General features: G+C 71.8%; 19 protein-coding genes. 6 read left to right on the forward strand and 13 right to left on the reverse strand.

The genetic code is table 11. From position 1 onward, the window contains the following. Positions 1 to 22: 22 nt before the first annotated feature. Positions 23 to 3487 (reverse strand): methionine synthase, encoded by a 3465-nt coding sequence (gene metH, locus ABT053_RS06370; RefSeq protein ID WP_350967828.1) that lies wholly within the window; start codon positions 3485 to 3487, stop codon positions 23 to 25. Between the two features lie 211 nt (positions 3488 to 3698). On the opposite strand from metH, the gene ABT053_RS06375 reads away from it, so the two are divergent. Both ABT053_RS06375 and ABT053_RS06380 read left to right on the forward strand, forming a co-directional pair. Further along, positions 3699 to 4553 carry a PAC2 family protein gene (locus ABT053_RS06375; protein WP_350967829.1) on the forward strand — a complete coding sequence of 285 codons (855 nt, stop codon included), beginning with the start codon at positions 3699 to 3701 and terminating at the stop codon, positions 4551 to 4553. Between the two features lie 253 nt (positions 4554 to 4806). After that, the gene (locus tag ABT053_RS06380; protein WP_350967830.1) at positions 4807 to 5454 is read left to right on the forward strand and encodes a hypothetical protein; all 648 of its coding nucleotides are present in this window, start codon (positions 4807 to 4809) and stop codon (positions 5452 to 5454) included. Between the two features lie 237 nt (positions 5455 to 5691). Here the strand turns inward: ABT053_RS06380 and ABT053_RS06385 are convergent, their stop codons facing one another. The 5 genes from ABT053_RS06385 to ABT053_RS06405 all read right to left on the reverse strand — a co-directional run bounded on the left by ABT053_RS06385 (position 5692) and on the right by ABT053_RS06405 (position 12090). Then, the gene (locus ABT053_RS06385) at positions 5692 to 6423 is read right to left on the reverse strand and encodes a sirohydrochlorin chelatase (RefSeq protein ID WP_350967831.1); all 732 of its coding nucleotides are present in this window, start codon (positions 6421 to 6423) and stop codon (positions 5692 to 5694) included. Then, complete coding sequence (locus ABT053_RS06390) at positions 6420 to 7589, reverse strand: uroporphyrinogen-III synthase (protein ID WP_350967832.1); 1170 nt, start codon at positions 7587 to 7589, stop codon at positions 6420 to 6422. The genes ABT053_RS06385 and ABT053_RS06390 overlap by 4 nt, the downstream gene beginning before the upstream one ends. Before the next feature lie 79 nt (positions 7590 to 7668). After that, positions 7669 to 8022 (reverse strand): nitrite reductase small subunit NirD, encoded by a 354-nt coding sequence (nirD, locus tag ABT053_RS06395; protein WP_350967833.1) that lies wholly within the window; start codon positions 8020 to 8022, stop codon positions 7669 to 7671. A gap of 62 nt (positions 8023 to 8084) precedes the next feature. After that, positions 8085 to 10532 (reverse strand): nitrite reductase large subunit NirB, encoded by a 2448-nt coding sequence (gene nirB, locus ABT053_RS06400; protein WP_350967834.1) that lies wholly within the window; start codon positions 10530 to 10532, stop codon positions 8085 to 8087. Positions 10533 to 10767: 235 nt separating this feature from the next. Further along, positions 10768 to 12090, reverse strand: a complete 1323-nt coding sequence (locus ABT053_RS06405; RefSeq protein ID WP_350967835.1) for an MFS transporter — start codon at positions 12088 to 12090, stop codon at positions 10768 to 10770. A gap of 237 nt (positions 12091 to 12327) precedes the next feature. On the opposite strand from ABT053_RS06405, the gene def reads away from it, so the two are divergent. Together def and ABT053_RS06415 are read left to right on the forward strand one after the other, a co-directional pair. Next, positions 12328 to 12804, forward strand: a complete 477-nt coding sequence (def, locus tag ABT053_RS06410; RefSeq protein ID WP_350967836.1) for a peptide deformylase — start codon at positions 12328 to 12330, stop codon at positions 12802 to 12804. A gap of 215 nt (positions 12805 to 13019) precedes the next feature. Then, on the forward strand, positions 13020 to 13223 hold the full coding sequence (locus ABT053_RS06415; RefSeq protein ID WP_344903117.1) for a cold-shock protein: 204 nt from the start codon (positions 13020 to 13022) through the stop codon (positions 13221 to 13223). Between the two features lie 264 nt (positions 13224 to 13487). Here ABT053_RS06415 and mshC read toward each other — a convergent pair whose 3' ends face one another. From mshC to ABT053_RS06440, 5 genes are all read right to left on the reverse strand, one after another. Beyond that, on the reverse strand, positions 13488 to 14711 hold the full coding sequence (gene mshC / locus ABT053_RS06420; RefSeq protein WP_350967837.1) for a cysteine--1-D-myo-inosityl 2-amino-2-deoxy-alpha-D-glucopyranoside ligase: 1224 nt from the start codon (positions 14709 to 14711) through the stop codon (positions 13488 to 13490). A 91-nt stretch (positions 14712 to 14802) separates the two neighbouring features. Then, positions 14803 to 15531 (reverse strand): NRDE family protein, encoded by a 729-nt coding sequence (locus ABT053_RS06425; RefSeq protein WP_350967838.1) that lies wholly within the window; start codon positions 15529 to 15531, stop codon positions 14803 to 14805. A gap of 310 nt (positions 15532 to 15841) precedes the next feature. Beyond that, a complete protein-coding gene (locus tag ABT053_RS06430; protein WP_350967839.1) occupies positions 15842 to 16603 on the reverse strand; it encodes an SCO1664 family protein in 762 nt (253 codons plus the stop codon). Continuing rightward, positions 16600 to 17175 (reverse strand): DUF3090 domain-containing protein, encoded by a 576-nt coding sequence (locus ABT053_RS06435; RefSeq protein ID WP_350967840.1) that lies wholly within the window; start codon positions 17173 to 17175, stop codon positions 16600 to 16602. The genes ABT053_RS06430 and ABT053_RS06435 overlap by 4 nt, the downstream gene beginning before the upstream one ends. 9 nt (positions 17176 to 17184) lie before the next feature. Beyond that, positions 17185 to 17886: a histidine phosphatase family protein gene (locus tag ABT053_RS06440; protein ID WP_350967841.1), complete on the reverse strand. Its 702-nt coding sequence runs from the start codon at positions 17884 to 17886 to the stop codon at positions 17185 to 17187. Positions 17887 to 17951: 65 nt separating this feature from the next. Between ABT053_RS06440 and ABT053_RS06445 the strand changes: the two genes are divergently transcribed. Together ABT053_RS06445 and ABT053_RS06450 are read left to right on the forward strand one after the other, a co-directional pair. Continuing rightward, positions 17952 to 18896: an aldo/keto reductase gene (locus ABT053_RS06445; protein WP_350967842.1), complete on the forward strand. Its 945-nt coding sequence runs from the start codon at positions 17952 to 17954 to the stop codon at positions 18894 to 18896. Between the two features lie 307 nt (positions 18897 to 19203). Further along, positions 19204 to 20238: a hypothetical protein gene (locus ABT053_RS06450; RefSeq protein ID WP_350967843.1), complete on the forward strand. Its 1035-nt coding sequence runs from the start codon at positions 19204 to 19206 to the stop codon at positions 20236 to 20238. Positions 20239 to 20418: 180 nt separating this feature from the next. Here ABT053_RS06450 and fabI read toward each other — a convergent pair whose 3' ends face one another. Together fabI and ABT053_RS06460 are read right to left on the reverse strand one after the other, a co-directional pair. Further along, complete coding sequence (gene fabI, locus ABT053_RS06455; RefSeq protein WP_350967844.1) at positions 20419 to 21183, reverse strand: enoyl-ACP reductase FabI; 765 nt, start codon at positions 21181 to 21183, stop codon at positions 20419 to 20421. Position 21184: 1 nt separating this feature from the next. Beyond that, positions 21185 to 21889 (reverse strand): beta-ketoacyl-ACP reductase, encoded by a 705-nt coding sequence (locus tag ABT053_RS06460; RefSeq protein WP_350967845.1) that lies wholly within the window; start codon positions 21887 to 21889, stop codon positions 21185 to 21187. Between the last annotated feature and the right edge of the window lie 63 nt (positions 21890 to 21952).

Consider the following 21952-nt stretch of genomic DNA (forward strand, 5'->3'; position numbering starts at 1 on the left):
TCGAACGCCGGTCACACGCCGGTCATACGTTGAAATAGCTGGCCTCGGGATGATGCACGATCAGCGCGGACGTCGACTGCTCGGGGTGGAGCTGGAACTCCTCCGACAGCTCGACGCCGATCCTCGCCGGATCGAGCAGCCCCATCAGCTGGACCTGGTCCTCCAGATTGGGGCAGGCCGGATAGCCGAAGGAGTAACGGCAGCCCGCGACGTTGACCTTGAGCATGTCCTCCAGGGACTCGTCGCCGCCGATGCCGAGCTCGGAGCGCACGCGCGCGTGCCAGTACTCGGCCAGGGCCTCGGTCAGCTGCACCGACAGGCCGTGCAGCTCAAGGTAGTCGCGGTAGGCGTCCTTGGCGAACAGCTCGTTCGCCGCCTCGGAGACCCTGTTGCCCATCGTCGCGACCTGGAGGGCGACGACGTCGACCTCGCCGGAGTCCTTGGACCGGAAGAAGTCGGACAGGCACAGGTGCCGGTCGCGCCGCTGGCGCGGGAAGGTGAAGCGGGTGCGCTCGTTCCCTCCCTCGTCCAGGATGATCAGCGAGTCGCCGTCGCCGACGCACGGGAAGTAGCCGTAGACGACCGCCGCCTCCAGCAGCCCGTCGGTCTGCATCCGCTCCAGCCACATCCGCAGGCGCGGGCGCCCCTCGGTCTCGACCAGCTCCTCGTACGAGGGCCCGCCGCCGCCGCGCGCGGCCTTGAGGCCCCACTGGCCCATGAACGTCGCCCGCTCGTCCAGGAACGCGGCGTACTCGGCGAGCGGCACGCCCTTGACGACGCGCTCGCCGAGGAAGGGCGCCGTCGGCACCGGGTTGTCGGCGGCCACGTCGGAGCGGGCGGGCAGCTCCTCCACCGGGGTCCTGGCCAGCGTGGCGCCGCCCTTGACCCGGCGCTCGCGCAGCGGCGGCAGGCTCGCGCCCTTCTCCCCGCGCTTGACCGCCATGAAGGCGTCCATCAGGCGCAGTCCCTCGAAGGCGTCGCGGGCGTAGCGGACCTCGCCCCGGAAGAGCTCCGCGAGGTCCTGCTCGACGTAGGCGCGGGTCAGGGCCGCCCCGCCGAGCAGCACCGGGAACTTCTCGGAGATGCCCCGGGAGTTCATCTCCTCCAGGTTCTCCTTCATGATGACCGTGGACTTCACCAGCAGCCCGGACATGCCGATGACGTCGGCCCTCTTCTCCTCCGCGGCCTCCAGGATGACCGACACCGGCTGCTTGATCCCGAGGTTGACGACCTCGTAGCCGTTGTTGGAGAGGATGATGTCGACCAGGTTCTTGCCGATGTCGTGCACGTCGCCCTTGACGGTGGCGAGCACGATGCGGCCCTTGACCTCGCCCTCGACCCGCTCCATGTGCGGCTCCAGGTAGGCGACCGAGGTCTTCATCACCTCGGCCGACTGGAGCACGAACGGCAGCTGCATCTGGCCGGAGCCGAACAGCTCGCCGACGGTCTTCATGCCGTCGAGCAGCACGTCGTTGACGATCTCCAGGGCGGGGCGCCGGGCGAGGCCCTCGTCGAGGTCGGCCTCCAGGCCCTTGCGCTCGCCGTCGACGATGCGGCGCTTGAGCCGCTCCCACAGCGGCAGCGCGGCGAGCTCCTCGGCCTTGCTCTCCTTGAGCGCGGCGGCGTCGACGCCCTCGAACAGCTCCATGAACCGCTGCAGCGGGTCGTAGCCCTCCCTGCGCCGGTCGTAGACCATGTCCAGGGCGACCTCGCGCTGCTCCTCGGGGATGCGCGCCATCGGCAGGATCTTGGAGGCGTGCGCGATCGCCGCGTCGAGACCGGCGTTGACGCACTCGTTGAGGAAGACCGAGTTGAGCACGACGCGGGCCGCCGGGTTGAGGCCGAACGACACGTTCGACAGGCCCAGGACCGTCTGCACGCCGGGGTGCAGCCGCTTGATCTCCTTGATCGCCTCGATCGTCTCCAGCGCGTCGCGCCGGGTCTCCTCCTGGCCGGTGGCGATGGGGAAGGTGAGCATGTCGACGAGGACGTCCTCGACCCTCATCCCCCAGTTGGCCGTCAGGTCCTCGATGAGGCGCACCGCGATCCGGACCTTCAGGTCGGCGGTGCGGGCCTGGCCGTTCTCGTCGATGGTGAGGGCCACCACGGCGGCGCCGTACTCGCGGACCAGGGTCATGTTCCGGTGGAAGCGCGTCTCGGGGCCGTCGCCCTCCTCGTAGTTGACCGAGTTGACGACCGCGCGCCCGCCGAGCATCTGCAGCCCGGCCTCCAGGACGGCGGGCTCGGTGGAGTCGAGGACGACCGGCAGCGTGGAGGCGGTGGCGAAGCGGAACGCCAGCTCCCTCATGTCGGCCACGCCGTCGCGGCCCACGTAGTCGACGCAGAGGTCGAGCATGTGCGCTCCGTCGCGGGCCTGCCCCCGCGCGATCTCCACGCACTCCTCCCAGTCCTGGGCGAGCATCGCCTCGCGGAAGACCTTGGAGCCGACCGCGTTGGTGCGCTCGCCGATGGCCATGTACGAGATGTCCTGGCGGAAGGGGACGCTCTGGTAGAGCGAGGAGGCTCCGGCCTCGGGGCGAGGGCGGCGCGGGGCCGTCTCCCGCCCGCGGACCCGCTCGACGACCTGGCGCAGGTGCTCGGGGGTGGTGCCGCAGCAGCCGCCGACCAGGGAGAGCCCGTAGTCGCGGGTGAAGTTGTCGTGCGCCGAGGCCAGCTCCCCGGGGCTCAGCGGGTAGTAGGCGCCGTCGGAGGTGAGGACGGGCAGACCGGCGTTGGGCATGCACGACAGGCGGACCCGGGCGTGGCGGGCCAGGTAGCGCAGGTGCTCGCTCATCTCGGCGGGGCCGGTCGCGCAGTTGAGGCCGATCACGTCGACGCCGAGCGGCTCGATCGCGGTCAGGGCCGCGCCGATCTCCGAGCCCAGCAGCATCGCGCCGTTGGTCTCGATGGTCACCTGGGCGATGACCGGCACGTCGCGGCCGGAGTCGGCGATGGCCCGGCGGGCGCCGATCACCGCCGCCTTGACCTGGAGCAGGTCCTGGGAGGTCTCGATGATCAGCGCGTCTGCGCCACCGCTGACAAGACCGGCGGCGTTGTCGTGGTAGGCGTCGCGCAGCTCGGCGTACGGCTTGTGCCCGAGGGTGGGGAGCTTGGTGCCGGGGCCGATGGAGCCGAGCACGAAGCGGGGGCGGTCGGGGGTGGACCAGGCGTCGGCGGCCTCGCGGGCGACGCGGGCACCGGCCTCGGAATACTCGAAAACACGTTCGGATATGTCGTATTCGCCGAGAGCTGAAAGGTTCGCGCCGAAGGTGTTGGTCTCGACGCAGTCGACCCCCACCTCGAAATAGGCCTCGTGCACGGCCCGGACGATGTCGGGACGGGTGACGTTGAGCACTTCGTTGCAGCCCTCATGGTCCTGGAAGTCATCCATGGTGACGTCGTGGGCCTGAAGCATCGTCCCCATCGCCCCGTCGGCGACGATCACTCGCTCGGCCAGGACTTCGCGGAAAGACGGAGTGCTTGTCATGGGACAAGAGTACTGGGGCGCCCTCTGGAAGCCCCTTTTCCCCGCGACGGCCCCGACGGTCCCGGCGTCCACGGCCCGGCGCCGCCGGGCGGGTGACGGCGCGCGGGCCGTGACGTCCTGATCGCCCGCACCATGTCGGGAAGGTGACGTGAAGGCCCCCTCACCGCATAGGCTTAGCCGGATAGGACGTGAGGTGAGAAGGAGGGGGCGCGTGATCGAGATCGAAGGCCTGCCCGAGCTCGTCGACCCGGTGATGATCGCCGCGTTCGAGGGGTGGAACGACGCGGGTGAGGCCTCGAGCGGAGTGATCGCGCACCTCGAGGAGGAGTGGAAGGCGACCCCGCTGGTCTCCCTGGACCCGGAGGAATACTACGACTTCCAGGTGACCCGCCCGATCGTCGAGATGGGCGAGGGGCTGACGCGGTCCATCACCTGGCCGACCACCAAGCTGTCGGTGGCCAGGCCCCCGGGCGTCGACCGCGACGTGGTGCTGCTGCGCGGCATCGAGCCCAACATGCGCTGGCGCGCGTTCTGCGAGGAGATCGTGCTGGTCTGCCGCGAGCTGGGGGTCGAGCTGGCGGTCCTGCTCGGCGCGCTGCTCAACGACTCGCCGCACACCCGCCCGGTGCCGATCGTGGGGTCGGCGACCGACGAGGGCCTGGCCAGGGCGATCAACCTGGAGCTGAGCCGCTACGAGGGGCCGACCGGCATCGTCGGCGTCCTGCAGCACTCCCTGGGCGCCGCCGGGCTGCACGCCGTGTCGCTGTGGGCCTCGGTGCCGCACTACGTCGCCCAGCCGCCCAACCCGAAGGCCACCATGGCGCTGCTCAGCCGGATGGAGGACCTGCTCGACATCCCGATGCCGCTGGGCGAGCTGGCCGAGGAGTCCCGGGCCTGGGAGCACGGCGTCGACGAGCTCGCCTCCCAGGACAGCGAGGTCGCCGAGTACGTCAAGGAGCTCGAGGAGCGCAAGGACGCCGCCGAGCTGCCCGAGGCGAGCGGCGACGCCATCGCCGCCGAGTTCGAGCGCTATCTGCGCCGTCGCGACCGTGACTCCGACGGCTGAACTCACGGCGTACGGTTACCACCGCACGCTCTTTTTCGCCTAGGTTGAATCCAGGTTGAACCTGGGTTCGAGCCCGGGCCGACAGGCACAGATCGGGCACGCCCCGCCTCTCCGGGGGCGAGCCGAGCGGAAAACCGGACGTCGGCGACTCCACGGCCAGAAAGACCAGGAGCTCCTGGCCCCGTGGACACCGGTGAACGACGCATCACCGTCACGACCATCTGTCCATGTGACTGCGCATGTTAGGGCGACCATGGCGACTCCCTATATCGACCCGTACCAGATCGATCCCTACCAGCTCGACCGGCACCAGCGGCCCGGCGACCCGCACCGGAACGCCCAGGACGCGCGGCGCCGTGTCCTGGAGGTGGCCGCGTTCATGAAGCGCGAGGAGGCCGACGACGCCGCGCACCCGCGCTCGCGGGGCACCGCGTCGGGGCACGCCGTCGACATGTTCCTCGCCCTGCTGCAGGACCGGCTCCCGGTCTGGCTGCGCATCCTCGACGACCTGATGTACCTGGTCGGCAAGGGCAAGGTGAGCGAGAACCTGCTGCCCATCGCGCGGGCGGGCATCGACTACTACTGCGAGGTCCAGTCGGCGGCGCTGCCCGCCTTCACCTCCCCCTCGGTCACCGTCCACTTCCGCGAGGCGATGCGCGACAGCGACATCGGGCCGATGTCGGAGATAGTCCCGCTCACCGCGTACCTGGCGGCCGAGCAGCGGGCGGGGCGCGTCTCCCCCGGGGTCGTCCCGCTCGCCAGCGCCCGGCTGCTGCTCGCCGGGTGTTTCAGCCACGCCTACTACGAGACGCTTCTCGGCTCCGGCGACCTCCTGCCGTCCCGGGACGAGGTGGCCGAGGAGATCGTCCGGGAGCTCAGGCTGGAGCCCCAGCAGGCCTGATCGCCCCCGCGACCGAGCCCCGGCGGAGCCTGAGCGGCACCCCCGCCGTCAAGCTCCAGCGGGCCTGGGCAACGCCCCCGCCCCAAGGCCCGGCGAACCCGGGCGGCACCCCCGCCGCCAAGCCCCGGCGGCCCTGAGCAGCGCCCCCGCCGCCAGGCCCCGGCGATCCCAAGCAACGCCCCCACCGTCGGACCCCGGCGGCCTGATCGCCCCCCGCGATCACCGCCGCCGGGTGGGTCACGCCGGTGTGCCGACGTCCGCGGGCCGGGCGCCCCGGTCGAGGCCCACCGCCATCGACGCCAGGCGGGCCTGGTCGAACCGGGCCCACACCAGTGCGGCCAGGTCGGCGTCCACCCCCAGGGGGGCGGCGACCAGGTCGGCCCCCGACGACTCCAGGCGGTCCTGGAAGAAGCCGGGGGCGAGGAGGTAGGAGGCCAGCGCGACGCGCGGCGCGGGCCCCGAGCGCAGCCGTTCCAGGGCCTCGCCGACCGACGGGGTGCCCGTCGCGGCGAAGGCCGCGGTGACCGGGCGCGACAGCCGCACCGACAGCAGCCGGGCCGCCGCCCGCACGTCGGCCAGCGCGGCCGGGTCGGACGACCCCGCCGCGCCCAGGATCACCGAGTCGGCCCCCCTCAGCCCCGCGGCGGAGAGCCGCCTGGCGAGGACGGCGGTGAGCAGCGGGTGCGGTCCCAGCGGGGCCGCCACCACGGCGTCCGGCCGCGCCGAGGCGACCACCGAGGGCAGGTCGATGTGGACGTGGTAGCCGCCCGCCAGCAGCAGCGGGACCACCACGACGGGGCCTGGCAGGCAGGGGAGCATGTCGGCCAGCGACGGCGAGCTGATCTCCAGGAACGCCTGCTCGACCCGCGTTCCCCGGCGGCCCCTGCGCACCAGGTCACGCAGTCCGGCCAGCGTCTCCTCGCCTCTCGCGCTCCGCGTCCCGTGCCCGGCCAGGACCAGCGTCGTCACAGGCCTTCGCCCCGGTCGCAGGCCAGGCGGTAGCCGCGTTTGACGACCGTCTCGACGATCCCCGCGGGACCGAGCGCGCGGCGCAGTCGGGTGATGGCCATCTCGACCGCGTGCTCGGCCGAGTCGCGCGACGGGCCGCCGGGGAGCACGGTCCGCAGGTCGGAGCGGGCCACCACGTGTCCCGGCTTGTCGGCCAGGCGCTTGAGGACCGCCATCGGCGCGGGCGGCAGCGGCTTCAGCTCGCCGTCCACCGCGACGGCGTGGCCGCGGATCTCCAGCTGGTGGCCGCCCGCGACCAGGCGGGTGACGCTGTGCTCGGGCAGGTGCCTGGCGAGGGTACGGGCCAGCGTGCCCAGGCGGGAGCGCTCGGGCTGCACGGTGGGCACCCCGCGCGCCTCCAGCGGTCCGGCGGTGACCGGTCCCACGCAGGCGGCGACGACCGGCCCGGCGAAGGCCGCGATCAGCGCGTCCTCCAGGCCGTCCGCGCGGGCGGAGTTGAGCATGGCGAGCACGGCCGGGGCGCTGGTGAAGGCCACCGCGTCCACCCCGCCGGAGATCGCCTGGCTGACCAGGCGCCGCAGCGGCGACACGTCGCGGTAGGGCAGCCACCGGTAGACCGGCACCTCGATGACCTCCGCGCCCGCCTCGCGCAGCGCGGCCACGAACCCGGTCAGCGGCTCGCCGTGCAGCTGCACGGCGATGCGGCGCCCGCGCAGGTCCTGGGCGAGCAGGTGCTGCTTGACCTCCTCGCACGACTCCGTGGGCGGGGTCCAGTGGTCGGTCAGGCCCGCCGCCCTGACCGCGCCGCGCGCCTTGGGCCCGCGGGTCAGCAGCCGGGCCGAGGTCAGGTGCTCGGAGAGGTCGCCGGAGAGCCCCCAGCCCTCGGCCGCCGCCATCCAGCCGCGGAAGCCGACGCCGGTGGTGACCACCACGTCGTCGACCGGGGCGGACAGGCTGGCGCGGGTCGCGGCCAGCAGGTCGGCGTCCTCCGCCAGGGGCACCAGCCGGATGGCCGGGGCGCGTACCACTCTCGCTCCCCTGCGTTCCAGCAGCGCGCAGAACTCCTCGCGCCGCCGGGTGGCGGTGACCCCGATCGTGAACCCGGCCAGCGCGTCGGGCGCGGTCTCGGGAGAGCCGATGGGACTGTCCAGAACGGCGATGCTCATCTGTCGTTCACCACTTCTCGCTCGATGTTTCCTCGGTATCCGGCCGCCCCCCGCGGCCTCACCCCGTGCCCGCCCGTGCTCATCCGGGGCCCACCTCCACCGTCCCGCCGGTGACGCGGATCGGGTAGGTCGGCACGGCCACCGCGGGGTCGTCCAGGCACACCCCCGTCGCGAGGGAGAACACCTGCTTGTGCATCGGAGAGGCCACCACGGGCTCGCCCGCCCTGGTGCCCACGATCCCCCGGGACAGGACGTGGGCGCCGCTGAACGGGTCGCGGTTGCCGATCGCGAACAGGGAGCCGTCGAAGGCGCGGAACAGCGCGATCTGCCTGCCGCCGACGAGCGCGCACGCTCCGCGCTCGGGCAGCAGGTCGGTGTAGGAGCAGACCGCCGTCCAGGCGATCGTCTCCAGGTCCTCTCTCAGTGCGGTCATCGGTGAAGGCCTCCTCGCTGCGGGTCCTCGGGGTGCGGGTGGTCCAGTGCGGGCGGTCCGGATCAGGAGCGGACCACCTCCAGCGGGATCAGGACCGGTTTCACCTGGTCGCGCTCGGGCTCGAAGGCGATCGACGGGTCCGGGGTCCCGGGGGCGTTGACGAAGGAGACGAACCGCCGCAGCTTCTCCGGGTCCTCGATCGTGGCCCGCCACTCGTCGGCGTAACCGGCCACGTGCCGCTCCATCTGAGCCTCCAGGTCGGCGCAGATCCCCAGGGAGTCGTCCAGGACGACCTCCCTGACGTAGGCCAGGCCCTGGGCCTCCAGCCAGGCGGAGGTGCGCTGCAGGCGGTCGGCGGTGCGGACGTAGAACATCAGGAACCGGTCGATGACGCGGACCAGCTCCTCGGTGCCCAGGTCGGAGGCGAACAGATCGGCGTGGCGCGGGGTGAAGCCGCCGTTGCCGCCCACGTAGAGGTTCCAGCCCTTCTCGGTGGCGATGACGCCGAAGTCCTTGCCGCGGGCCTCGGCGCACTCGCGGGCGCAGCCGGAGACGGCCGACTTCAGCTTGTGCGGCGAGCGCAGGCCCCGGTAGCGCAGCTCCAGCGCGATGGCGAGGCCCACGGCGTCCTGCACGCCGTACCGGCACCAGGTCGAGCCCACGCAGGACTTCACCGTGCGCAGCGCCTTGCCGTACGCGTGCCCGGACTCGAAGCCCGCGTCCACCAGGCGCCTCCAGATCAGCGGGAGCTGCTCGACCCGGGCCCCGAACAGGTCGATCCGCTGCCCGCCCGTGATCTTGGTGTAGAGGCCGAAGTCGCGGGCCACCTCGCCGATCACGATGAGGCTGTCCGGGGTGATCTCCCCGCCGGGGATGCGCGGCACCACCGAGTAGGTGCCGTTGCGCTGGATGTTGGCCAGGAAGTGGTCGTTGGTGTCCTGCAGGGCGGCCTGCTCGCCGTCGAGGATGTGGCCGTTGCCGAGCGAGGCGAGGATCGAGGCGACGACGGGCTTGCACACGTCGCAGCCGCGCCCGGTGCCGTGCTCGGCGATAAGGTGCGAGAACGTCGTGATGCCGCGCACCCGGACGATGTCGAACAGCTCCGCCCTGCTGTACGCGAAGTGCTCGCACAATGCCTTGGAGACCTCGACGCCCGAGGAGACGAGGACCTGCTTGAGCGTCGGGACGCAGCTGCCGCAGGTGGTGCCCGCGCGGGTGCACGCCTTGATGCCCGGGACGTCGGTGAGACCGTGCTCGGCGATGGCCGCGCACACCTGGCCCTTGGTGACGTTGTTGCAGGAGCAGATCTGCGCGTCGTCGGGGAGCTCGGCGTTCACCGGCCCGCCGGTGAACAGCAGCTCGCCCGGCGAGCCCGGCAGGTCGCGGCCGACGAAGGGCTTGAGGGTGTTGTACGGGGTGGCGTCGCCGACGCAGATCCCGCCGAGCAGGGTGCGGGCGTCGTCGCTGACGAACAGCCGCTGGTAGACGCCGCCCACCGGGTCCATGAAGGTCACGTCCAGCGCGCCCTCCATCGCGCCGAACTGGGCGACCTCCACGCCGAGCAGCTTCAGCTTGGTCGACAGGTCCGCGCGGGTGAAGACCGCCTCGCCGCCGAGGATGCGGTCGGCGGCGACCTCGGCCATCGTGAAGCACGGCCCCACCAGCCCGTAGACCATGCCGTCGTGCAGGGCGCACTCGCCGATCGCGTAGATCGCCGGGTCACCGGTGCGCATCCCGTCGTCCACGGCGATCCCGCCGCGCCCGCCGACCTCCAGGCCCGCCCGCCTGGCCAGCTCGTCGCGGGGGCGCACGCCCGCGGAGAAGACCACGATCTGCGCCTCGACGGTCTCGCCGTCCGGCTTGACCAGGCCCGCGACCCGCCCGTCCGGGCCCGCGACGATCTCCCTGGCCCCCGCCTCGGTGTGCACGCTCAGGCCGAGCGCCTCCACGTGGCCGCGCAGGACGGCGCCGCCGCCCTCGTCGACCTGGCGGGGCATGAGCCAGCCGCCCATCTCCACGACATGCGTCGCCAGGCCCAGGCCGCGCAGCGCGTCGGCCGCCTCCAGCCCCAGCAGCCCGCCGCCGATCACGACGCCGCTCGTGGCGCCCGAGGCGGCCTCCCTGATCGCGTCGAGGTCGTCGATCGTGCGGTAGACGAAGCAGCCGTCCAGCTCCCTGCCCGGCACCGGCGGCACGAACGGGCTGGAGCCGGTGGCCAGCACCAGCACGTCGTACGGCTCGCGGTGGCCGTCGGCGGTGACGACCTCGCGCGCCCGCCTGTCGATGTCCACGACCCTGGACGACAGCCGCAGCACGACCCCGTCCGGCGTCGGGTAGGTGAGGTCCTCGACGCTCCTGCCCGTCAGGTAGGAGGTGAGCGCCACCCGGTCGTACGCCGGCCGGGGCTCCTCCCCCAGCACCGTGATGACTCCCGCGAAGCCCTTGGCGACGAGAGACTCGACCAGCCGGTGCGATGTCGGTCCGTGTCCTACCACGACGAGCCGTGACATGGGGCGCGTTTCCCTTCTCGTCCGTTCCGCCCCAGCCTTCACAGGCGTCTGGGGGGGAAGTGAGACCGGCATGGATCCGATGGTGCTTTCAGGCGGTTTCACCGCGAGGTCTCCCCTGTTACCGATGTGCTACAAGCCGCTCACCGCGTTCACATTCGCGATGAGGCGGATGTGAGTTGTCCGTCCGCGGGGCCGGTGCCGGATGTGAGCGGAACGGGCGCCCGGCGCCGCGGGGTCACACGCGGGCCGCCGCCAGGCTCGGCACGGATCCCGCGGTACGCAGGTAGCAGGCCCAGGTGATGGCCGCGCACACGATGTAGAAGGCGGCGAAGGAGGCGAGCGCGGCGCCTGCTCCCCCGGTGGCGGCGATGGAGCTGCCGAACCCCCGGTTGATGAAGAACCCGCCGAAGGCGCCGATCGCGGAGATGATCCCGATCGCGGCGGAGGCGTCCCGCTTCCCGACGGCCACGGCGGCCTCGTGGGCGTCCGTACCGGGGGCGATGCCCGCCACGGCCTTCGCCCGGAAGATCGCCGGGATCATCCGGTAGGTGGAGCCGTTGCCGATGCCGGTGGTGGCGACCAGGAGCATGTAGGCGCAGAAGAACAGCGCGAAGGCGTGCTGGGACAGGCCCTGCCAGACCAGCGCCGCCGCGCCCGCCATCGCGGCGAAGTTGACGAGCGTCACCCGCGCCCCGCCGAGCCGGTCCGACAGCCAGCCCCCGACCGGGCGGATCAGGGAGCCGAGCAGCGGGCCGATGAAGGCGAGCGCCACCAAAGAGGACTGCTCGGGGAACTGGCTCTTGATGAGCAGCGGGAACGCGGTGGAGTAGCCGATGAAGGAGCCGAACGTGCCGATGTACAGGACCGACATGATCCAGGTCTGGGCCCGGCCGGCGACCTTCAGCTGGTCGGCGGGACTGGCCTTGGCCGAGGTCAGGTTGTCCATGAAGAAGTAGGCGCCGATCGCGGCGGCCAGGATGAACGGGATCCAGAACAGCCCGGCGGCGGCCAGCCCGAACGCCCCGATCACCAGGGGCATGACAAGCTGCACGGAGCTCACCCCGATGTTGCCGCCCGCCGCGTTGAGCCCGAGCGCCGACCCCTGCCTGTCCTGCGGGTAGAAGTAGGTGATGTTGGCCATGCTGGAGGCGAAGTTTCCGCCGCCCAGGCCCGCCGTGGCCGCGATGACCAGGAACACCCAGTAGGGGGTGGCCGGGTTGCCGACCGCGACGGCGAGCAGTGCCGCGGGCACGAGCAGGAGCAGCGCGCTGACCACCGTGAAGTTCCGGCCGCCGAACCTGGCCGGGGCGAAGGTGTACGGGACGCGCAGCGCCGAGCCGACCAGGTTGGGCAGGGCGACGATCCAGAAGAGCTGGTCGGTGGAGAACTCGTAGGAGCCGAGTTGCACGGCCACGATGCTCCACACGGTCCACAGCGTGAACCCGAGGTGCTCGGCGAAGATGGAGAAGACCAGGTTCCTGCGGGCCACCTTCCTGCCCCGGCCCTGCCAGAAGTCGGGGTCGTCGGGCCGCCAGTCGCTGATCCAGGGCTTGGCCATCTTTCTTTCCTCCTGCGGTTTCGGGGGCTTCGATCCCGAAATCTAGGAGGGCGGGATTACGCACATTTACTATCTGTGATGGTGCGCCGGTTACGTGTGACTAACCATGGAAATACGCAATGCACACGTCGCACAGCGGCAACATTCCGGAAACTCGGAGGGGGCCGGGTAACGGTTGAGTCAGCGCGACAAAGGGAATCGTCTCCGGTGCCAATTCGTTCGCTTCGGGGAGTGCGCGTGGCCGTCCAGCCGATCCGACCGTTCACCGATCCCGTGCTCCGCACGGTGTCCGAGCCGGTGACCACCTTCGACCGCGCGCTGCGCGTCCTGGTCAAGTCGCTCCAGGCCACGATGCGGGCCGGCGCGGGCCGCGCGGGGCTGGCCGCCCCGCAGATCGGCGTCCCGCTGAGGGTCGTCGTCTACGAGCTGGACGGCAAGTCCGGCCACCTGGTCAACCCGCGCCTGGAGCTGTCCGAGCGGAAGATCGTGGCCGACGAGGCCTGCCTGTCCGCACCCGGCCGCTGGTGGCCCCTGGAACGCTCCTACATGGTCACCGCCCGTGGTCGCGACATGTTCGGCAAGCCCGTCACCGTCCGGGCCCTGGGCATGCTCGCCCGCGTCCTGCAGCACGAGGCCGACCACCTCGACGGCACCCTCTTCGTCGACCACCTCCCCGAGGAGGAGCGCGAGCGGTTCTTCGCACCCAACCCGTGACTTGCGCATCACGGAGGCGTCGGATACCATCGTCTGGTTGCAGTCGTAGTTCTCAGCTTAGCCTTATCATCTCAAGTGCTTATGAGAAGTCCGCCGACAGCGGACGTTACACAGTTTCTCCGGATGGTTTCCGCGGGTGCATGGTAGGGTCCGCAACGCAGCCCCGTGCCGCCGACCTGGTGGTTCGGTGAGGCTCCCAATGAGGAGAAGTAGTTTTGTCTGAGGGCACCGTTAAGTGGTTCAACGCCGAAAAGGGCTTCGGATTCATCGCACCGGATGACGGCACCGCCGATGTCTTCGTGCACTACTCGGCTATCAACTCCGGCGGCTACCGCAGCCTGGAGGAGAACCAGCGTGTCAGCTTCGTCACCACGCAGGGCCAGAAGGGCCCGCAGGCCGACCAGGTTCAGGTCATCTGACCTGGTTTGACCTCAAAGGCTTCAGGCAGAGCCCGCACCGCGCAAGCGGTGCGGGCTCCGTCGTTTTTCCAGGGTCCTCAGTTGCTTCCCAGGGCTCTAAGGGCCCTCGTCGCTTGTCAGGGCCCTCCTGCGAGGTCTTCCTCACAAGCGCCGCCTCAGAGGAACCCGGCCCACCACCGGTGGCGCCCCGGAACCGGCGCCACCGCGCCCCTGGAGGCCGGCAGGAGCCGATGGGAGCGGCATCACCGGGAAAACCCCGGACCCCTAGAGCGCGACCCCGAGCAGCGCGTCCACGGTCTCCTTGACGAGGACCGGCGCGTCCGGGTCGTTGCCCCCCTCGGACAGGGCCCGCTCCGCCCAGTCGTCGACGACCGCGAGGGCTCCCGGGGCGTCCAGGTCGTCGGCCATCCGGGCGCGTACCCTCTCGAGCACGACACCGGCGTCGGGGCCGGTCTGCAGCCCCGCCGCCGAGCGCCAGCGCGCCAGCCGCACCTCCGCCGAGCCCAGCTGTTCGGAGGTCCACTCCCAGTCGGAACGGTAGTGGTGCGCCAGCAGGGCCAGCCGGATGGCCATCGGGTCGACCTCCCTGCGCAGCCGGGAGACGAAGATCAGGTTGCCCTTCGACTTGGACATCTTCTCGCCGTCCAGGGCGACCATGCCCGCGTGCACGTACGCCCTCGCGAAGGGCCACTCCCCGCACGCCACGTGGCCCTCGTGGGCGCCGCACTCGTGGTGGGGGAAGATCAGGTCGGAACCCCCGCCGGCGACGTCGAAGCCGCTGGACAGGTTCGCCAGGGCGATCGCGGTGCACTCGACGTGCCAACCGGGCCTGCCCAGGCCGAACGGCGAGGGCCAGGACGGCTCCCCCGGGCGCTCCGCGCGCCAGAGCAGCCAGTCGAGCGGGTGCTTCTTGCCCGGCCGGTCCGGGTCTCCCCCGCGCTCGCCGAACAGGGCGAGCATGCGCTCCTCCGGATAACCGGAGACGGCCCCGAACTTGGGGGCCGCGGCCACGTCGAAGTAGACGTCGCCGTCGAGCTCGTAGGTGGCGCCCTTGTCGCGCAGCGACACGATCAGGTCGGCGACCTGGTCGATCACCTCGGTCACCGCGACGTAGTCACGCGGCGGCAGGATGCGCAGCGCCTCCATGTCGGTCCGGAACAGCTCGATCTCACGCTCGGCCAGGTCACGCCAGTCGACACCGGTCTGCGCGGCACGTTCCAGCAGGGGGTCGTCGACGTCCGTGGCGTTCTGGGTGAAGTGCACCTCGTGACCGGCGTCGCGCCAGGCCCGGTTGACCAGATCGAAGGCGAGGTAGGTGTTGGCGTGGCCCAGATGGGTGGCGTCGTAGGGCGTGATGCCGCAGACGTACATCCGTGCCGTGCGGCCCGGCCGGGTGGGGCCGACCTCGCGCGCGGCGGTGTCGAACAGCCGCAGCGGGACACCGGCACCGGGAAGCCGAGGAACCTTCGGCTCAGACCACGATCTCATAAAATGAAGCCTATCCAGCGGTCAGACCACCCCGGTTGGCTCGGGGTGGTGGATGTACGGGCACTCACCTCAACTCCGGGAGCCGACCGGATCATTCCGTGCGGACCTCGCGGAAGGCGCCCGGGTCGCGAGGGTCGGCGGTGAAGTCGTAGCGGACGCCGCCGGGCGCCAGGGCGAGCAGGGTGACGGATCCGGAGCCGAAGGTCCGCCCGTCGGGCAGCTCGTGATGGACGATCATCGTACGGGGGTCCTCGGCGGGGATCCCCGCCCCGGTGGCGAGTTCCCGCCACTCCTCCCAGGGGCCGTCGAGCCCCGAGGGACGGCCCGCCTTGGCGAACAGGGGGCGGAAGAACGCCACCCGCTCGTTCTCCGCACCGCGCTCCCAGCCGCTGTTGACGATCATGTGGGTTCCCGGGGGGAGGTCGTCCCGTTCCAGGGTGATCCCGTCCCAGTGCCACAGGCGGGCCCCGGCGGGATCGGCCCGCAGCAGGTGGAAGGGGTCGTAGTGCACGAGTTCGCTCTCCACGGGCCCGCCTCCGGCCGCCGCCAGGAGCGGCAGGTCGCCCCGCGAGCGGCGGCCCTCCTCGGGGGCGAGCACGCCGAGCCCGTTCAGGAGGGCTCCGACCCGCCTGGCCCCGGGGTCGACGGCGAGCCAGGTGCCGCCCGCCTGGAGGTCACGCCCGCCGATCAGGCCGGGCGCGCTCTCCGGCCAGTGCGCGGCCGGTGGTACCCAGGGACGGCCGACGAACTCGTCGCGCACCCCGACCACGATCAGGGGGATCTCGGCGCTCGGATCGATGCTGACGACAACCGTGCACATGCCCGGAGGGTACGCCCCCGCGGGAGGCGGGCGCGGACCGGGCCCCTCCGTCAGGAGGACCGGGCCCCTTCATCAGGAGGAAAACCAAGCTCCGGGGACCTCCGCCGGGAGAAGGCCCGAGGTCCGGGGACCTCCGCCGGGAGGAGAACCAAGCTCCGGAGACCTCCGCCGGGAGGAGAACCGAGGTCCGGGGACCTCCGTCGCCGGGAGGCCCGGCGTCGTGGAGGCCGCCGCGGGGAACCCCGGCTCGCCGGTCCCGCATTCCCGCGGGACGCCCGTCGCCCGGGACGGGAGACCGTCGTGCGAGGCCTCAGATCGGCGGCCAGGGGATGGCGGGCCAGTCCTTGGAGGGGAGGGGGTGCAGGCCGGTGTCGAGCAGCCTGCGGACGCGCGACCAGGTGGCCTCGACCTCGTGCAGGGTGAGGAGCTCGCGGAGGCGGCGGCCGAGGCGGCCCTGCTCCAGGTCGGACTCCAGGCGGGTGAGGACGTTCATGGCCTCGCGGGACAGGGGCTTGCCGCGCCACTGCCACAGCACGGTGCGGAGCTTGTCCTCGGCCGAGAAGGAGACCCCGTGGTCGACGCCGTAGACGTGGCCGTCGGCGAGCGGCAGCAGGTGACCGCCCTTGCGGTCGGCGTTGTTGACGATGGCGTCGAAGACGGCCATCCGCCGCAGCGAGGGCTGGCGGCTGCGGATCAGCACCATCAGGTCGGTCTCGGGGTCGGTGTCGATCCAGAGCTGGCACATCCCCGGGCCGAAGGGGCCGTCGCGGTAGACGGTGGGCGGCACGATCCGCCAGCCGATCGCCGCGGAGACCTCGTAGGCGGCGACCTCGCGGGCCGCCAGGGTGCCGTCGGGGAAGTCCCAGAGGGGGCGTTCGCCCCGTACCGGCTTGTACACGCAGGCCGCCGCGAGCCCGCCGAGCCGGACCGAACAGTAGAGCGTCATGTTGGTCGCCTCGACCAGGCGGCCCGCCACGTCCAGTTGGCCGTCACGGAGCAGACGTGTCGCGGTCTCGTCGTCCAGCCCCGTGGCCGGCGCCGCGCTCAGCGCCGGCTCGCTCTCAGCACTCATTCGCCTCCTCCAGCAGATGAAGCGCTACTACCCCGGTAACCGTTGAGCCGCACACAAATATGCCCCTCGGCATCGAGAGGCTGGGCACAGAGCGGGCAGGGCGGGCGGCCGGCGGCGACGAGCGCCATGGCCCGCTTGGTGAAGGCCCTCGCGGCGCCGGGGCTGATGTGCACGCGCAGCACCGTGGGCTCGACGAGCGGGGACGGCTCGAACTCCTCGTCCTCGGCGACGGCCTCCTTGGCCTCGATGACCACCTGCGCGGCCTCGGGGTCCCAGGCCAGGGCCATCACGCCGACGCGGAAGTCCTCGCTGATCGGCACGTCGAGGGGGGCGTTGTCCGCCAGCGCGGCCGGGGCGACGGCGGGCACGGGGACGCTGCCCTCACCGCGTCGCAACACCTCGTCGAGCAGCTCGTCGAGGCGGTCGGCCAGCGCCGCGACCTGGAACTTCTCCAGGGCCACGGTGGTCAGCCTGCCCTGGCCCCGCGCCTGCAGGAAGAAGGTTCGTGATCCCGGTTGCCCCACGGCACCGGCCACGAACCTCTCGGGTGGATCGTAGTCGAAGACCGGCATAGCCCGACCTTACGTGGTTCCGGATCCGCCGCCGACTGCGGCATCGCTCCCGGTGGGATTTTCTCCCCCTTCCTCGCCCGCCGAACCCTCCCTGAGGCGCAATCCGGTCACATCTCCGCCGAGATCGTTGAGCCTGAGCACGAAGGGACGCAAGGGGGTGTAGCGAATGGCGGTGAGCGACGCCGGATCAGCCGTTATCCGCTGGAACTGGTCCAGATGGAGCCCCATGGCGTCGGCCACGATGGCCTTGATCACGTCTCCGTGGCTGCAGACGAGATAGACCGCCTTGGGGCCGAGGCGCTCGTTCCACTCCCTGACAGCCGTCACGGCGCGGTGCTGGACGGCGGCCAGGGACTCTCCCCCGGGGAACGTCACCGCGCTCGGGTGGGCCTGCACGACCGGCCAGAGGGGGTCCTTGACGAGCTCGGCGATCGGGCGGCCCGTCCAGTCGCCGTAGCGGCACTCGCCGAAGCGCTCGTCGGTCAGCACCTCCGCCCCCGGCCGCCCCCCGGCGACCGCCTGCGCGGTCTCCTGGCAGCGTTCCAGCGGGCTGGAGACGATCGCGTCGAGCTCCAGGGCGGTCAGCCGCGCGGCGAGCGCCTCCGCCTGGGCCCGTCCGGCGTCACTGAGGTGCACCTCCGGGGTCCAGCCCGCGAGGACCGGACCGGTGAGGTGGGTAAGGCCGTGTCTGGCCAGCAACAAGGTCGTCACGCGGGCAAGTCTTGCAGCCTTCGCTCCACTACTTTTAAGTGGCCGGGCGGTAACCTGGCCGGATCATGGAGCAGCGCTATGTGGGCCGGAGCGGCTTGTCGGTGTCCCGCCTGGGACTGGGGACGATGACGTGGGGACGTGACACCGGCGCCGAGGAGGCCGCGGCGCAGCTCCGCACGTTCGCCGAGGCCGGCGGCACGCTCATCGACACCGCCGACGTCTACACCGGCGGCGACGCCGAACGGCTGCTCGGGCGGCTGCTGCGCGACTCCGTACCGCGTTCGGAGCTGGTGCTGTCCACCAAGGCCGTGCTCACCCCCACCGGGCGCAGGCCCCGCGACGCCTCCAGGAAACACCTCGTCGCCGCGATCGACGCCTCCCTGACCCGCCTGGGCGTCAACGAAGTCGACCTGTGGCAGTTGCACGCCTTCGACCCCGACGTCCCGCTGGAGGAGACCCTGGCCGCCGTGGACGCCATCGTGTCCTCGGGGCGGGCCGCGTACGCCGGGGTGTGCGACTACGCGGGCTGGCAGCTGGCGACCGCCGCCGTGGGGCAGCGGGCGGTCCCGGGCAGGGTGCCGATCGTCGCGGCCCAGGTCGAGTACTCGCTCCTGGCCAGGGAGGCCGAGCGCGAGCTGATCCCCGCCGCCGAGCACGTCGGCGCGGGGGTGCTCGCCTGGTCGCCGCTCGGGCGCGGCGTCCTCACCGGGAAGTACCGGACGGGCATCCCCGCCGACTCCCGGGCCGCGACCCCGCACTTCGCCGACTTCGTCACCCCCTACCTCGACGAGCGGTGCCGCCGGGTCGTGGAGTCGGTGACGACCGCCGCCGAGGGGCTCGGCGTCTCACCGCTGTCGGTGGCCCTGTCGTGGGTACGCGACCAGCCGGGGGTGGCCTCCGCCATCGTCGGCGCCCGCACCCAGGCGCAGCTGTCCGGGGTGCTCCAGGCCGAGGACCTGGCGCTGCCCGTGGAGATCAGGGAGGCGCTCGACGACGTGTCCGCCGACTGAGGCGCGGGACCCGGGGACCCGGGGGCTCCGGCGCGTACGGCCTCCCGGGGAAACCTGTATGGGCCTCCCGGGAAAGCGGGCGGCCTTCCGGGAGCGGGGGCCTCCCGGGGAGACGGGGTGACCTCCCGTGAGAACCGGGTGAGAAACCGAACGAGAATTCGTCTCGCGTATCACTAGTCGATACCGAATGACGACTTTCCGTGGAAAATGCGAGCCTCCCTACAAAACTGTCATCCAGGTGGCAGGGGGACACCTGGATGCCGGCGAGGTTTCACGGCCGGCGTCCGGTCCGGGGCGAAGGAGACGAGTGCGAACTGCGATGGCGGCAGGCGTTCTGGCGCTGGCGCTGGGGGGTGGGATTCCGGCGGTCGCGTTCGCGATCGTGCCCGTGAGCGCCGCCCGAGCGGATGCCGTCGCACGACTGGATGACTGCGACCGCGGAGGGTTGCTGGGCACCGTGACGGGCGCGGTCTGCCAGGCCGTGGACGGCGTCGTGCACGGCCTCACGGGAGGCGTCTCCCTGCCCTCCCCCGCCCCCGTTCCGTCCGGCACCGACGTCCCCGGCAGGACCGGGGACGACACCGGGAGCAACGCCGGCAACGGCACGGACAACACCCCCGAGACGCCCGCCGGTTCCGAGGAGGTTCCCGAGACGGAGAGCCCGGCACCGGCCCCCTCGGCCACCAAGACCCACCCGGGAAACTCGGGGAACTCGGGGAAGAGACCGTCCAACGCCAGGAGCGAGGAGCGGTCCCCCGGCGACACGCACGCGCCCCAGAGCCCCGCCGACGCCTGCCGGTCCGTGGCCTCCGCCAAGTGCGCCGACCCGGCGGGCCCGGCGGCGGCCCCCCTCGTCGAGGAGTCGCAGGAGCCCGGCGTCTCGGAGACGCCCTGGCCCAAGACGGCGTCGCCGAGTCCCAGCCCGTCGGCGACCCCCTCGCCGACCCCCTCGCGGGACCAGGACGCCGTCCCCGCCCGGAAGAGCCCGGTTCCGGTGCCGACCGACCGGCCGCCGTTCCCCCAGACGCCGCTCCCCGACACCAGGACGCTCACGGCCGAGGTGGGCGAGCCGCCGCGTCCCAGGCCGTCGCCCGTGGTCGACGCCGAGGCGCCCCGGGTGGAGTTGCTGTGGCCCGCCCCGGTGATGCAGGAGCTCCAGCGGCAGATGCCGGACGCGCAGCCGGTGACCCCCACCCGGTCGTCCGACACGGCGAGCACCGTGCTCACCACGGCGGTGCTCGTCTCGGCCATCCTCGCGGTCCGCCTGCTGTACAGCAGGCGGAAGGTGCGGGAGTCGATACCGTTCGAGCCGGCCCCGCCGGGACACCACCGGGTGGCCTGACCCTCCCGGCTCGTCCCCGGCCCCACCTCCGGCCGCGGGCCCGGCCCGCGTTCCTCGGCCCGGCCGCGACCGGCCGCCGCGACCTCTTACGACACCGTCACCCCGGCACGGCACCCCCCCGGGGCACGGCACCACCCCGGCCGGTCGATCATCGCCCGCCGGGGTGGAGGAGGGAGCGGGTCAGGCTCCGATGGCGTGGACTCCGCCGTCGACGTGGACGATCTCACCGGTCGTGGCGGGGAACCAGTCGGACAGCAGGGCGACGCACGCCTTGGCCGCCGGGATCGGGTCGTTGATGTCCCAGCCGATCGGGGCCTTGGCGGGCCAGCTCTCCTCGAACTCGACGAAGCCGGGGATGCTCCTGGCGGCCATGGTCCTGATCGGGCCCGCGGCGACGAGGTTGACCCGGATGCCCTGCTTGCCGAGATCACGGGCGAGATAACGGGAGCAGGACTCCAGACCGGCCTTGGCCACGCCCATCCAGTCGTACACCGGCCAGGCCTTCGTGGCGTCGAAGTCGAGGCCGACGATCGCGCCGCCCTCCTTCATGAGCGGGAGCGCGGCCACCGCGAGCGACTTGAACGAGTACGTGGAGACCTGGACGGCGGTCGCCACGTCCTCCCAGGAGGTGTTCAGGAAGTTGCCGCCCAGGGCGGTCTGCGGCGCGAAGCCGATGGCGTGCACCACCCCGTCCAGGCCGCCGAGGTGCTCGCCGACCCGGTCGGCGAGGGAGTCGAGGTGCTCGGTATTCGTGACGTCGAGCTCCAGCACGGGGGGCGGCTCCGGCAGGCGCCTGGCGATGCGCTCGACCAGGCTGAGCCGGCCGAATCCGGTGAGCACGATCTGCGCGCCCTCCTGCTGGGCCAGCTTGGCCACCGAGAAGGCGATGGAGGCGTCGGTGAGCACCCCGGTGACGAGGATCCGCTTGCCTTCGAGAATTCCCACGTCAGTGCCCCATTCCCAGGCCGCCGTCGACGGGGATGACGGCCCCCGTGATGTAGGCGGCGTCCTCGCCGGCCAGGAACCTGACCACGCGCGCGATCTCCTCCGGGGCGGCGTAGCGGCCCAGCGGGATGTTCTTCCTGATCTGTTCCTGGTAGACCTCGTCCAGCTCGGCCGTCATGTCGGTCTCCACGAACCCGGGGGCGACCACGTTGACGGTGATGTTGCGCGAGCCCAGCTCCCTCGCGGCCGACCGGGCGAAGCCGATCATCCCGGCCTTGGAGGCGGCGTAGTTGCTCTGCCCGGCCGAGCCGAGCATGGCGACCACCGAGGAGATCAGCACGATGCGCCCGCGCTTGAGCCGCAGCATGCCGCGGGTGGCGCGCTTGGCGACCCGGTAGGCGCCGGTCAGGTTGGCGTCGATGACGTCGGTGAAGGTCTCCTCCTTCATCATCGGCAGCAGCGTGTCTTTGGTGATGCCCGCGTTGGCGACGAGCACCTCGACCGGGCCGTACTCGGCCTCGACCTTCGCGAAGGCGGCGTCCACGTCGGCCGTGCTGGTCACGTCGCAGCGCACGCCGAACAGGCCCTCGGGAGGCTGGCCGGAACGGTAGGTGACGGCGACGGCGTCGCCTGCCTGAGCGAGTTCGCGGGCGATCGCGAGGCCTATGCCGCGATTGCCGCCGGTTACGAGAACAGATCGAGCCATGGTCAGACGGTATCGGCTACCAGCGGGTAACCGCCTTGTCCGGGAGGGACAAGATCACAGGGC

This window comes from Streptosporangium sp. NPDC002524 (assembly GCF_040295985.1).
Classification (GTDB): Bacteria; Actinomycetota; Actinomycetes; order Streptosporangiales; family Streptosporangiaceae; genus Streptosporangium.